Source organism: Sediminibacterium goheungense (assembly GCF_004361915.1).
In the GTDB taxonomy this organism is placed as follows: domain Bacteria; phylum Bacteroidota; class Bacteroidia; order Chitinophagales; family Chitinophagaceae; genus Sediminibacterium; species Sediminibacterium goheungense.
The window spans coordinates 14961-29539 of the sequence record NZ_SNWP01000010.1; the positions used below are offsets into that span (position 1 = coordinate 14961).

Consider the following 14579-nt stretch of genomic DNA (forward strand, 5'->3'; position numbering starts at 1 on the left):
AGATACTCATCTCCTGATGTAAAGAAGTTATATTTATACAGTTTTGTTGTCTAAACAATCTGGTATGAAATATTTACTTAGTTGCGGGATATTACTCCTTTTTTCCTTCACAGCTAATTCGCAGGTTAGCGACACTGTGCGTAAACCTATCTTCCCTTTTAATAATAACTGGGAAAAAATGATGGAAACGGATCCTGCAGATAAATGGTTCAGGTTTTCTTCTGCCAATCAGTCTTTTCAATTATTTGAACGTCTGGCTAAACCACTTAATAAATCTGCTGCTGTAACGGGTTATCATGGTAATGCAATATTATCATGGTTAAACGGACAGGATTTTTTTGAACTGGCCGCAGCAGGTATTACCAAAGCTAACGCAGACTCCTTCTTATACCATGTTGTTGTGAATGATAGCTTCGAAATTGTTCCCTGGCAACATCCATCCACCTTTCATAGCAATAAGAATGGAACTTATGCTTATCTCGGGAAATTCACTTCCATCAATAAGCTGATCAAACTGGAAATATACCATACCGGACAGTACTATGATAAAAAGATGCTTTATTTCAATAATCTCTATACACCGAAGCCTGAAATCGCACACGCTACGCTGTTCTATAACGACAGGTATTTATCCAGGCCTCACCAACAACACTATATACCAAGGAGTAAACAATCAGAACTGTATGGATATACAGTAACCATACCCAAGAATCTTACGGGTAAAGAAAAACTAAGCAAACTGGAAATCAATCATCAGTCTTTTGAATGGTCAGACAGTATCAACCATATTAAGGTATCCATGAAACCTACCCTGTTAAATGAAATGTACCATGTTTACCTTCGACACTTCAGCAATCAGCAATCAGACACCATACTCATTTCCAATAAATGGAACCTTTCTTCCTATAGTAAAAACCCGGAATTGATGATCAATGCTGCTGACTTTAAAAGACCCGGCAATTATGAGGTAATTATCAGAGCGGAAGTGCCGGAAGAGTTTAAACACAATACTTTGAATGCACAAGCCAGTTTTTTCTTTACCGTAAAGCCATCGGCTATCGTTCAATTCAGTCCCAAACAGGCAATCATGTACACAGCTTTTCTGGCTTTTATCGGCGGAACGGGTTTCTTTTATTATCGTGGCAGAAGCAGGCGTCAACTCGAAAAGAAAAAACAGGAAAAACAAATCGTTTCACTGCAGTTGCAGGCTGTTAGATCGCAACTCAATCCTCATTTTATGTTCAACTCCTTATCAGGTATACAAAACCTGATGCATAAAAATGAAACTACCAAAGCAGGCAATTATCTATCCCGTTTTGCACGTATTACAAGACATATTTTAAAAGCGTCGGATAAGGAAATGACGGGTTTGGAAGAGGAAATCAATTTAATGAATGATTATTTACTCATGGAGCAATTGAGGTTTGGGTTTCAGTACACCATTACTGTAGATGATACGATCGACAGATTACATACCGATATTCCTGCCATGTTATTACAACCACTGGTTGAAAATGCAGTAAAACATGCAGTTTCCGCACTCGGTGCTGAGGGAAACATTGAAATTGGTTTTACAAGAAAAGAACAGCACTTAGTAATCTATGTAAAAGACAATGGCAAAGGGTTTACCCAGGCTTCAGTTACAGAAGGCCATGGCCTGAAACTCACCAGAGACCGTATTCATTTATTGAATACTTTGTATCCGGAGAACCCTATTCATTTCGATATTGTTCTCAGTAAAGATGGCTGTATTTGTAAAACAGAACTCAATAACTGGCTATGAGTATCCGATCCTTTATTGTGGATGACGAAAACCACAATATTGAAAACCTTTCTTACTTACTAAAAACGCACTGCCCGGAAATTGAAGTAGTGGGTGCTTCCATGCAGGTAAAAGATGCGATCATTTCTATTCAGACACTACATCCGGAACTTCTATTTTTAGACATCCGGCTGAACCAGGAAAGCGGGTTCAATTTATTGCAACAGCTGACGGATTATGAAATAGAAGTGATATTTATAACCGCTTATGATGAATATGGTGTACAGGCCATTAAATATGCTGCTCTTGATTATTTACTCAAGCCACTTGATTCAACAGAGTTGATCCTTGCGGTTCAGAAAGCCATCAGAAAACTATCTTATAAAAAGCAAAATGAACAGTTACGCTTTCTCATACAGGAATTATCATCTTCCAAAGTAAAAAAGATTGCCCTGCCCATGCAGCAGGAAATCAGGTATGTGGAAATAGATGCGATCATTCGTTGCGAAGCCAGTAATAATTACACCCAGTTTTTCCTCAGCAATGGTGAAAAAATACTGATGGCAAAAACATTGAAGGAATATGCAGATATGCTCCCCCCTGCCGATTTCTTTCGCACCCATCAGTCGCATCTGGTCAACCGCCACTACATTAAAAGCTGGCTCAAAGAAGACGGCGGCATCCTTTTACTCACCGATGGCACTACCATTCCGGTTTCCAGGATGAACAGAGAAAGGGTCAAAAAACAGCTATTTTAACTCGTAGCTGCAAGTCTAGGCAGCAATTTTACCCCTGTGGAACATTTTCTACTCCAATCATCCTCATTTGGTGAATGATATTCGTTTTTTTCGTAATTTTCATATTCAGTCTGTTGGATTCTGAAACCCTGCCCCGAAAATCCACCCTATGCATCCAATCAGCAGTATTTACTGTCTGTTGTGTTGAATTCTTGTTAAGCAGCTAATTCATGAAAGGATTGAATGGTTTTACTGGCATCTTATGGAGACAAACGGTAGCTATACTGATTGTCGTATTTTGCATGAGCCTCACAACCGTTCAGGCACAATGCCCTCCAAATATTGGTTTTGAAAAAGGAAGTTTTGAGAACTGGGAAACCCTGGCTGGCAAAATTGACAGAGACGGTAAAATCAACCTTAGCCTGGTATCTCCCGACCCAACCAACCACCGGATTTTTAGTGCTGCCACCAATGCAAAAGAAACTGATCAATATGGTGAATTCCCGGTTGTTTGCCCAAATGGCAGCGGTTACTCTGTAAAACTGGGCATGGAAGCAGGAGGATCAGATGCTTTTGGGCTTTATTATACATTCACAGTTCCACAAACAAATGCAGATTACAGTCTGATATACAATTATGCCGTGGTGCTGGAGAATCCAACCCATCAGCCACATGAGCAACCGCTATTTGCTGTAAAAATTTTCAACGTTACCGACAATAAATATGAGGATTGTGGATCCTTTCAATTTATTGCATCCGGCAATCTGCCGGGTTTTAAGCTTTCCAACGGGTCGAGGCCAAATGTTTTTTATAAAGACTGGGCGCCGATTACACTCAAATTGCTCAACTACGCGGGCAAAACACTGAGACTCGAATTCACTGTGAATGATTGTACACTCGGTGGGCATTTTGGTTACGCATATATTGACATCAATGAGAATTGCACCACTCCTATTACAGGAAATGTATTGTGTAATAATGTACCTAAACTTACCCTTACCGCACCCTATGGTTTTATGGGTTACAGATGGTTTACAGAAGATTTCTCCAAAGAACTTGGTAAATCCAACACATTAAAAGTTAGTCCTGCTCCTGCTCCCGGCACAAGACTGGCACTGGAGATTGTACCCTATCCCAATCAGGGTTGTCTGGACACACTTTATACTACGGTTATGAAGTCGGATGACCCTTTCGATTTCGTACTCAAAGCAAATATGGAAGCCTGTGAAACGCCCGGGCTGGATATTACTGCACCATCGCTCACGCAAGGCAGCACACCCGGTATGGTTTTCAGTTATTTTATGGATGATGATGAATCGATTTTTGTATCCAATCCTAAAAAAATTGTTACACCGGGTACTTATTATATCAAAGCGGTAAATACAGCAGGTTGTACCGATACGAAACCTTTTGACGCGCTTGTGAGAAAAAATCCGGTCATCAAAGTAAAAAGCGAACTGGCTGAATGTATACCCAATACCATTAATCTTACACTTCCTGCTATTACACAGGGTAGCGACCCTGGTACTATATTTAGTTATTGGGAAGATGAGAAAGCCACAAAAACATTTGCCAATCCTTCTGTGATCAGTAAATCCAGTACCGTATTTCTGAAAGGAACCAATCAGTATGGTTGTACCAATACACAAGCTGTATATGTTTCTGTAACCGCACCGCCTGTGCTGGTTACAAGAGATTTTACCGCCTGTGGGCAGTTATTGTTTTCGTCTGTGAATCCCATAGCAGGAAGTGATGTCAGCGCCACAGCCAGTTATTGGAGTGATGCTGCTTTAACTCAATCGATCTCATCAGATTATCTCTTTACACAAACCACCGACTATTATATAAAACTGAAATCGGTAGCAGGTTGTGCCGTTTCAAAAGCTGCCAAAGTAACCATTAACCCCATTCCGGAATTTACGGTTACACCGCCGGCTTCTGTTCGCATACCACAAACCATTAATCTTGCCAATACGGTACCGTCAAGTACCAACTGGACTTATACTTACTGGGAAGACAGTGCCGCAACAAAGCCCCTGTTAAATCCGCAACGGATTATTAAATCGGGTACTTATTATATTAAGAGTACCAATGTGTATGCCTGTTCAGCTACCTACCCTGTTCAGGTAGAGATACAGGATGCCCTTATTCTTCCCTCGAATATCTTCTCACCCAATGGAGATGGCATTAATGATACCTGGTTAATTCCTTTGATTGAATATTACCCGGATTCGCAGATTGAAATATTTACCCGTAATGGTCAGTCTGTTTATAAGTCGAAAGGTTATGCACCTGTATGGGATGGTCGCTCAAATGATGGCAGGGTTGTTCCTGTTGGCGTTTATTATTATGTGATCAAACAGAATGCAAAACAGAAACCAGTTTCGGGCACTGTTACCGTAATTTATTAGTTACCCTGCATTGTATCTATTCATCTGATAAGTTTTGTTCGGGTAATAAACTTGCTTTCTTCCCTTCTCTCTGCGAAAAACCTTCTATTGTTTCTGTATTTTCGCCAACAATCTGTATCTGCCATGGATGTTAAGATAGAAGCTTCCTGGAAAGAAGTGCTGAAAAATGAATTCACCAAACCCTACTTTTTACAGGTAGCCACCCACCTGAAAACAGAAAGGGCAACAGGTGCTGTAATTTATCCGCCAGGGCAACTTATTTTCAATGCTTTTACCCTTACTCCATTCGATAAAATAAAAGTGGTGATACTGGGTCAGGATCCCTATCATGGGCCAGGACAGGCACATGGACTGAGTTTTTCTGTGCCTGAGGGTATCAAGCCCCCTCCTTCGCTGGGCAATATTTATAAGGAATTACAACAGGATATTGGTATGCCGATACCTGCTTCTGGCAATCTGACCAAATGGGCTGAACAAGGGGTTTTATTACTCAATGCAGTACTCACGGTAAGAGCCAATGAACCCGCAAGCCATGGTAAAATTGGCTGGATGGATTTTACCGATGCGGTGATCAGAAAAATATCTGATCAGAAAAAAGGCATTGTTTTTTTACTATGGGGCAGATTTGCACACGAAAAACAGGTGCTGATTGATGAAACCAAACACCATGTATTAAAAGCAGCACACCCATCTCCTTTTAGTGCGGATAAAGGCTTTTTTGGATGCAAACATTTTAGCCGAACCAATGATTTATTAATGAAACAGGGACTTTCTCCCATAGACTGGAACATTTCAAAAGATTAAAAAAATGCAATGAGCCTGAAACAACCTGCAAAAACAGCTTTATGGAAATTGATTATCGGACGAATCTTTGCCGTTTGGGCATTGGTACTTTTTATAGCAACCATGATTCCGTCCATTGTATTTTACCTGCCCTGCTTCCTGCTCAATGATCCTGCAAAAGCTTACTGGCACAGGCATGTATCAAGGGTATGGATGTGGATTTACCTGCATCTTATAGGTTGTCCATTATCCATAAAAGGAAAGGAAAATTTTGTACAGCATACAAACTATGTGGTCATCTGTAACCATAACAGCCTGATGGATGTTCCGGTAAGCACCCCGTTCATGCCACGCGCCAATAAAACCATCGCTAAAAAAAGTTTTGCCAAAATACCTGTATTCGGATGGATCTATACTTTCGGGAGTGTATTGGTTGACCGTAAAAGTGATGAGAGCAGGCGCCGCAGTTATGATGAAATGAAAAAAATGTTAGCCATCGGACTGGATATGGTGATTTATCCGGAAGGTACCCGCAACCGTACAAACGATCCGCTTAAAAGCTTTTATGATGGTGCATTCAAACTAGCAACCGATACAGGCAAACCCATTTTACCGGTGGTATTGTTTCATACTAAAAAAGTATTACCTGCAAATATTTTTTTCTACCTCATGCCTCACTCACTCGAAATGCATTTCCTCCCCGCAGTTGCATCAGAAGGTAAAACGGCCACCGCTCTGAAAGAGGAATTGTTTGAGCTCATGTGGAAGTACTATGAAGACCATAGCTGATCGCGGATGGATGATGGCGGATAGCATATGGTAAATGGTGTATGGCTTATAGCATATAGTTTATAGCTTATGGATCATAATTAACTGGTTACTGGTACTGTACAATCCATATAGCAAAACATCCTATTATCTATCAGCCATATGCCATAACCCTATCAGCTATCGGCTATTTGCTATAGGCCATCAGCTATACGCTAATTAAAACCTCGAGTTAGAAAAAGTTCTGCTTCTGTTAATACGTAAATCACGCAGGATACCTGACTTCGGATTGATGGTAATATTAAAGGAACGGTAGAGACCAATGGGTGTAACGTTTATAGACAATTGCCAGCAATGCATTTCACGCGTAATAAACATGCTTAACTGCTCCAGTTTCCTGTTCTTGACATCCAGTCCGCCAGTACCCCCCAATTTCCATTTTTCAGTCAGGCTGAAATCTCCGTTAAAGCTTACAGAAGAAAAAGTCTGTGTTTCAAAACCCGAATAATCCGGTTTTAAAACCCTGCTGAAATTGAGTGAATAAGAAAGCGAAAGTGTCCAGGGAATATTAAAATCAGTAAACTCTGCCGGATTGGCCCTGGCGAACTGTAATTGTCTTTGCTGCTCATCAGGTGTCATAAACGGATCAATGGGTATGTCTTTTTCTTTCCCATCAGAGCCATCTTTGGATTTACTGGAGAAGGAAGTTGAAATAGCCAGGTTACCACTGGTGATACGACCAAAACGTAGCTTTTTAAAATCAACAGCAAGTTGCTTTAAACGATCCCCTTTTGCACTTACATCATAGGGGTCAATATTCATACCCGCTGTAATATTGATGGTGTTGAATAGGGTACTACGGGCATAGAAGTTAAAATTACCCAGTGCAAAACTATCTGCCAGTAAATTGTAGGATGAGTTAAATCCAAAACCATCAATTAACTTGATCTTCCTGGTGGCCTTGCCGGAACTGTCAGATTTATCTTTCAGTTTCATCTCCAAAAGGTTATCGATACCAAATCCAATACCACCAAATGCGCCTTCAGAAAATCCGGGTATGATTCCACCGTCGAACTGTGAGAACCGAAGTTTACGGCCGGTACTGTCTACCTGTGTATCATAAAAATATTTCGCAGCCATATCTGGGCGATAACTCAGCGATAGACTGGGGCGAACTTCATGTCTGATAATCTTTGTATCCTTCGATTTCAACGTATAAGTACCAAACACACGTGTATTCAGACTGATACCAAATGCCATTTGTCTGGCTGTGTAAAAACCCCGCTGAATAGAAGTATCTACTTTTTTAGCCGTATTGTTCCAGTTCCTGAAAATGCGTTGTCCGTACCAACGTTCCTCAAAAGATACACTGGGTGCTACCGTTATAGGGCCGAGTGAAGGAAGGGAAAGCGTAATGGGAATATTATGCTGTGCACCCCACTGAAGCGTATCCAGCATTCTGCGGATATTAAAAGCAGTATCATAAAATGACAACTGATTCTGAATATTACCGCTATAGCCAATGCCTATTTTTTCGTACCATTTTCCTGACCCCACCTGGTCTTTTTTCTGGAAGGGGTAAAAAGTCACCACATTAAAGTTAACCGTTGGCAAATTCAGGTTTACCAAACGGGTATTATTGTTCTGGTTATGATTGGCATTTACAGACAGGTTATACTTACCTCTCCAGTCTTTTGTATAGTTGATAGACGAGCTCAGCTGGTTCTGAAAATTCTGGTAAGGATTATTCAGTAATAACTGATTAAAACGTGTGCTACCAAAATTCACATTGGCAGAGAAACTGGTTCCGGGTCTGGCCCTGCTATCCCTGCTGTGTGACCAGTTGATCATGAATGAACGTGTTCTCGTAAACTCATCTTTTGAAAACCCACTCCTGTTTAATAGTCTGGAATTCTGAATGGTGAGGTTCAGGTTACTGGTAAACTTATATCTTTTTAAAAAGCGGGAGTTGAAGTTAACCATATACCCGCCATAGGAATACAGATTGGCCCGGGTTGTGAGATCCAGGTAATTATTAAACATGAAATAATATCCGATGCCTTCAAGTCCCAATCCAAAATCTTCGCTCGCTGTAAATGCTGGTGCAATAAAACCTGATTGGGGACCTTTGTATAATGGAAATATACCGAAGGGAATACCAATGGGCATGGGTACCCCTTCAAATTCAGGGAAAGCTGCACTGGAAATACCCATTTTGTTATTGATAATTTTCATCCTGCTGGTTCTGAAAGCAAAATGCGGCGTATCGAGGTTGCAGGTGGTAAAACGGGCCTTACTGGCAAATGCTTCATCGGCACTTATTTTTTTCAGTACCTGTGCATTTACATAGATCTCCCCTTCCTGAAAAAAGGTATTTACGGTTCGGCCTTTGTTTGTTCGCATATCATAGGATATGGAATCGCTTACCGATTTGAGTTCACCCTGGATAAACTGGGGCTTGCTTAAAGGGTTACCGCTGGTATCGAGTGAACCATAGGCTTTTACCATCTGCGACTGCTGATCGTAACGGATGGTAGCGGCTTCCATCTGCAGGTCTTTATAAGTGGTTTTCGCCTTCCCATATAAAAGGAACTCACGGGTATCAATAATCAGTACACCAGAATCGGTAGCGGAATAATTGATCGGTGCGTCGATAGAATCTTTAGAAATACGGAGGGTATCTGTTTTAGCCACCAATGAATCTGTTGTCTTTTTTTGTACCAGGCTGTCTTTTTTTCTGGTGCTGGAATCTTTCAGGTTCTTAACGGGGATGGTATCTTTTGCTGCGAAACGCACTGTTTGCTGATAAAAAACAGCGGAGGCATTGGCTTCCTTAAGAAATGTTAATATGAGCAAATATCCACACGCAACAATAGGAAGCATGGTTTTTACGTTAATTTTACAGCGTTTGCGCATATTCACCTGACAAAAATAGTGTTTGAAGCGTGTAAACCGAACTCTGGCTATAATCCTTTAACGAATTGATATGATGCGTGTTAAATATGCTGCTTTTGTTTTGTTAAGTTTTGGGATTACTTTTTTGTGTTCTTTCAGTACAGAAAAGGGTAAACCCCAGCAAAAACAGGTGCTCAGGAGGATTATTGTGGATGCCGGACACGGTGGTGAAGATGTGGGTGCCCGTGGCAGGTATTCTACAGAAAGCCAGATTTCACTGGAGGTAGCTTTAAAACTGGAAAAAATGCTCCAGGAAGCCCTGCCCGATGTAGAAATCGTGATGACCCGAAGAACCGATGTGTTTCATTCGGTAATCCAGAAGGCTGATATTGCCAATCAGGCCAAAGGCGATTTATTTGTTTGTATCCACGTAAACTCAGCAGCTGCCTCCAAACGCAGAGAATTCATAGGCTATAAAACCATTACCGTAAAAAGAAAGGGGAAAACCGTAAAGCAAAGGGTGAAAGACTATCGCACATGGACCATACCCAATCCTGCCATGGGTACGGAAACTTATATTTATGGGATTGATAAAACCGATGAAAGAAAGGCAGTAGCCAGTGAAGGACTCGATGAATACCTCGACAGCGTTTCCATGAAAATACTGGAAGCCCGCAGAAAAACAGATGCCAACGACCCTACCAAGACGATGTTGGCCAATATACTTACCCAACAATATTTCCAACGTAGTGCCAAACTCGCCATGACCATTGAAGAAGAATTTCAAACCGTGGGGCGTATCAGCCGAAAGGCACAGCAGCGAAAAAAAGGTATCTGGGTTTTGCAGGCTGTAAATATGCCCGCAGTACTGGTAGAAACCGGCTTTATCTCTAATCCGGACGAAGAGGATTATCTGAATAGCGAAAAAGGACAGATGGAAATTTGTCAGGTAATAACCAAATCGATCCGTATTTATAAAAACTCACTGGAAAACCAGGCTGGTATCACGGGGGCCGGCAGTAGAAAATAAACCGGTTTAACAGCCTTTACAGAATCCTTACACCCAAGAAACCTTAGTTTTGTGATATGAAGATATCGAACGAAACAAAAGTGGGCGCATTGACGGCAATAGCCATCACTTTGCTGATCCTCGGATTTAATTTCCTGAAAGGAAAAACCTTATTCAAAACCGGCAATTTCATTTATGCCAAATACACCGATACCAAAGGTATCATGGTTTCAAATGGCGTATTCATCAATGGCTTTCAGGTAGGTTCCGTATACGATATTGAAAATGCAGATGCTAACCTTTCTGCCATTGTGGTAGCTATTAAGCTGAAAGACAATTACAATATCCCCAGTAATTCTGTGGCATCCATCAAGGAAAATCCATTGGGTAATGCCAGCATAACCATTAGTCTGGGTGATGCACCTACCTATGTGAAGTCGGGCGATACCATTCTCACTTCTTCTTCTGCCGGTTTATTAGGTGATGTCATGAACAAACTTGGGCCTGTTGGTGATCAGATTAAAGCCACTGTTGGTTCCTTAGACAGTGTACTTAAAAACATCAATACCATTTTTGATCCGGCTACCAAAAACAACCTACAGGAAGTTATTGCGAATATCAATAAAACAACCGCAAGTCTGGTGGTATCCTCAGCCTCCATACAGTCCATGCTGAACCAGCAAACAGGTGCCATTACTGCGTCCATGAATAATGTAAACAGCTTCACAAAGAACCTGGCCGACAATAATGAAAAAGTAACCCGCATGCTCAGCAATGTGGAGAAGACTACCGAGAACTTATCGAAAGCGGATATCGATGGAACGGTTGCACAATTGAAAAATTCCATAGAAACACTGAATAGCATATTAGCAAAAGCTTCTTCAACAGATGGTTCATTGGGTAAGCTCCTCAACGACAAAACACTGTATGATAACCTTAGCAATACCGTAAGAAGCGCCAATATTCTCATGGACGATCTTCGCGTACATCCAAAACGATACGTAAATATTTCTGTGTTTGGAAAGAAAGACAAAACAGGTCCGTTAATGGCTCCCTTAGACTCTACGAAGCTTAAATAATGATACGCAAACGAATCGGTTATTTTTTATTATTAGGCTTTTTGGCAGGCAGTTCTCTTATGGGTAGTGCACAAACTGCCAATGCTCCTGTTACAGATACCACCAAGGCTGTAACGGGTAGTTTATTGGAAATACTGCATGCAGACAGCTACAATATCAAAAAACTTGATTCGTTGAACCAGTTCATTTCTTATACAGGTAAAGTGATTATGAAACAGGATAAAACCCTGTTTTATGCCGACAGTGCGGTTTTAAATTTGATCACAAGTGTGTTTGAGGCTTTTGGCAATGTACATATCAATGATGCAGATAGTGTACATACCTATGCGCAATACCTTAAATACCTGGCAAAAGAAAAAAAAGCATTCCTGAAAAAAAGGGTCAGGCTTACCGATGGCAAAAGCACACTTACCACAGATGAACTGGAGTATGATGTTACCGTAAAAATCGGCACCTACCTCAAAAATGGTAAAGTAGTCAATGAAAAAACAACGTTAACCAGCACGGAAGGCTATTATTATGGCGACACAAAGGATATTTATTTTAAGCGGAAAGTTGTATTGATTAACCCTGATTATCGCATTAATACAGACACCCTTCAGTATAACACGGAAACAGAAATAGCCACTTTCACCAGTCCAACCACTATCCGAAACGACAAAAAACTGGTCATCAAGACCAAGGATGGTTTTTATGACCTGAAAAAGAAACGAGCTGAGTTATATAAGCGTTCGATCATAGACGATAGTACGTATACCATGACAGCCGATGAAATGGCTATTGACAGCATCAGTGGCTTGGGAGAATTCAGGGGCAATGCGGTGTACAGGGGCAAAGATTCAGCTAAAGGGTTTGACCTGATTGCCAATAATATCAAGACCAATAACAAACGCAATTCCTTACTGGCTACGCAAAGCCCATTGTTACTTTTAAAGCAGGATCGTGATTCTATTTACATTGCAGCAGATACCTTTTATTCAGCCAAACTATCTGACCTGCTTAAAATAAAATCGGTTCCAAGGGTGAGAGATAGTGTAGATTTTATTTTTTCTGAAGACAGTACCAAAGAAGATAGTACCGATAAATATTTTGAAGCTTATTATCATGTAAAAATATACTCCGACTCTATGCAAAGTGTGGGCGATAGTTTGTTTTACGCTTTGAAAGACTCTGTATTTCGTTTATTTAAAGAACCGGTGGTTTGGGCTCAGGAAAACCAGATCAGTGGAGATACCATTTACATGTACCTGAAAAATACCAAACCGGAGCGATTACAGGTATTTGAAAATGCGCTGGCTTTGAGTAAGGTAGACAGTTCTGTTTACTTTAACCAGGTAAAAGGAAATTCGATCAATGCTTATTTTGATACAACCGGGCAGATTCATTTTCTTCGTTCCAAGGGTAATTCAGAAAATGTATACTACGGCGTTGATGAGCAGAAAAATTTTATCGGAGTCAACAAAAACAGTTCCGATGTTATCGAAATAAAATTCGATAATGGTAAACCAAAACGCGTGGTATTTATCAATGCAGTAGATGGAACCATGTATCCGATGCGACAGGTTAATCACGATGAAATAAAATTGCGTAACTTTAGGTGGTTAGACAACCGTAGACCAAAAAGTAAATTCGACATTCTTTCCGGTCAGTAAACTTCCCCTGATAAAACTGTAAATTAGAAGTATGATCTTACCCAAGTTTGTACATACCCGTTTATTGCATCCATTAAAACAGTTTATTCATGACAGCAGGGCCATTGGTATCATTCTGCTGACCTGTACAGCTGTTTCATTGATAGCTGCCAATCTGGGCGACTGGGGTGAGGTTTACAGAAACATGTGGAACATTTCATTTGACGGAACCACCGGACATCATCTTCATCTTGGATTTTTATCCTTACCCAACTCCCCTCTGCTGGTCATTAATGATGCACTGATGGCATTGTTCTTTTTTCTGGCAGGCATGGAAATTAAAAGAGAACTGGTTACCGGTGAACTTGCGTCACTTAAAAAATCAGCTTTACCGGTTGCCGGTGCCATTGGAGGCATGCTTGCTCCGGCTTTGTTATTTGGTCTTTTCAATAAAGGAACAGCTTATATGCATGGTTGGGCAGTACCAACCGCTACAGATATTGCATTCACCTTAGGTATTGCATCTCTTTTGGGTAAACGTGTACCGGTAGCTTTAAAGATATTCCTCACAGCACTGGCAATCATTGACGATCTGGGAGCCATTGTTGTGATCGCCCTGTTTTACGGTAGTGAAATAGCAATAGGCTATCTGTTGGGTGCTATTGCAGTCGTTGGTTTGTTATGGTTCATGAACAAAAGAAAAATGACTTTTGGTATCTGGCACTGGTTATTGGGTATTGCACTCTGGTATTGTATGTTCAACTCAGGTATACACGCCACAGTTGCCGGGGTTATTTTTGCATTTATGGTTCCGGTTTCAAAACTGGAAGATTTTGAATTAAAATTTCATACTCCGGTATATTTTATTGTGATGCCCATTTTTGCGCTGGCCAATACAGCTATTGGCTTACCTGAAAACAGTTTACATGCTTTAAACAGTAGTTTGAGTTGGGGTATTATCGTCGGACTTTGTATCGGCAAACCACTGGGTATTACGACTGCCTGTTACCTGCTTGTATCCAGAAAACTGGCTGAGCTTCCCTCCGGCACCAACTGGTATAAAATGATCGGAGGCGGGTTGTTGGCTGGTATTGGTTTTACCATGAGTATTTTTATCTCAACCCTTGCATTTGTGAGTCCGGCCGAACAGGATATCGCAAAAATTTCTGTATTACTCGCATCATTGATTGCGATGCTGAGTGGCTATATATGGCTGAAGAAACAGAGAAACAAGGAACATGAAATAAGGAATCAGGAAGTATAAACCTGCTTTCACTTCTTACGATGAGTATTATTTATAGCTGAGGAAACAGAGGAACAGGAGAACAGAGAAATAAGGAATACGAAATATGGAATCAGGAAGTATAAACTTGCTTTCTTTTCTTACGATGAGCACTATATATGGCTGAGGGAACAGAGGAACGGGAGAACAGAGAAATGAGGAATATGAAATAAGGAATGAGAAAATATCATCACTTTCTTATTCCTTATTTCATATTTCTTA

General features: G+C 40.8%; 10 protein-coding genes. 9 read left to right on the forward strand and 1 reads right to left on the reverse strand.

Going from position 1 to position 14579, the window contains the following annotated elements; genetic code table 11:
* Positions 1-64: 64 nt before the first annotated feature.
* The 5 genes from BC659_RS00075 to BC659_RS00095 all read left to right on the forward strand — a co-directional run bounded on the left by BC659_RS00075 (position 65) and on the right by BC659_RS00095 (position 6482).
* Positions 65-1783 (forward strand): sensor histidine kinase, encoded by a 1719-nt coding sequence (locus tag BC659_RS00075; RefSeq protein ID WP_133472547.1) that lies wholly within the window; start codon positions 65-67, stop codon positions 1781-1783.
* Positions 1780-2520 (forward strand): LytR/AlgR family response regulator transcription factor, encoded by a 741-nt coding sequence (locus BC659_RS00080; protein WP_246027052.1) that lies wholly within the window; start codon positions 1780-1782, stop codon positions 2518-2520. The genes BC659_RS00075 and BC659_RS00080 overlap by 4 nt, the downstream gene beginning before the upstream one ends.
* Before the next feature lie 209 nt (positions 2521-2729).
* Entirely contained in the window at positions 2730-4910 is a 2181-nt protein-coding gene (locus BC659_RS00085) for a T9SS type B sorting domain-containing protein (RefSeq protein ID WP_133472548.1), read from the forward strand.
* A 123-nt stretch (positions 4911-5033) separates the two neighbouring features.
* A complete protein-coding gene (gene ung / locus BC659_RS00090) occupies positions 5034-5714 on the forward strand; it encodes a uracil-DNA glycosylase (protein WP_133472549.1) in 681 nt (226 codons plus the stop codon).
* Positions 5715-5723: 9 nt separating this feature from the next.
* A complete protein-coding gene (locus tag BC659_RS00095; RefSeq protein ID WP_133472550.1) occupies positions 5724-6482 on the forward strand; it encodes a lysophospholipid acyltransferase family protein in 759 nt (252 codons plus the stop codon).
* A 198-nt stretch (positions 6483-6680) separates the two neighbouring features.
* On the opposite strand, the gene BC659_RS00100 is transcribed toward BC659_RS00095, so the two are convergent.
* A complete protein-coding gene (locus tag BC659_RS00100; protein WP_246027053.1) occupies positions 6681-9344 on the reverse strand; it encodes a putative LPS assembly protein LptD in 2664 nt (887 codons plus the stop codon).
* A 103-nt stretch (positions 9345-9447) separates the two neighbouring features.
* Between BC659_RS00100 and BC659_RS00105 the strand changes: the two genes are divergently transcribed.
* The 4 genes from BC659_RS00105 to nhaA are packed head-to-tail and all read left to right on the forward strand — an operon-like array spanning position 9448 to position 14339.
* On the forward strand, positions 9448-10386 hold the full coding sequence (locus BC659_RS00105; protein WP_133472552.1) for an N-acetylmuramoyl-L-alanine amidase family protein: 939 nt from the start codon (positions 9448-9450) through the stop codon (positions 10384-10386).
* Positions 10387-10442: 56 nt separating this feature from the next.
* A complete protein-coding gene (locus tag BC659_RS00110; RefSeq protein WP_133472553.1) occupies positions 10443-11444 on the forward strand; it encodes an MlaD family protein in 1002 nt (333 codons plus the stop codon).
* Complete coding sequence (locus BC659_RS00115) at positions 11444-13096, forward strand: OstA-like protein (protein ID WP_133472554.1); 1653 nt, start codon at positions 11444-11446, stop codon at positions 13094-13096. The genes BC659_RS00110 and BC659_RS00115 overlap by 1 nt, the downstream gene beginning before the upstream one ends.
* A 31-nt stretch (positions 13097-13127) precedes the next feature.
* On the forward strand, positions 13128-14339 hold the full coding sequence (nhaA, locus tag BC659_RS00120) for a Na+/H+ antiporter NhaA (protein ID WP_133472555.1): 1212 nt from the start codon (positions 13128-13130) through the stop codon (positions 14337-14339).
* The last annotated feature ends 240 nt before the right edge of the window (positions 14340-14579 follow it).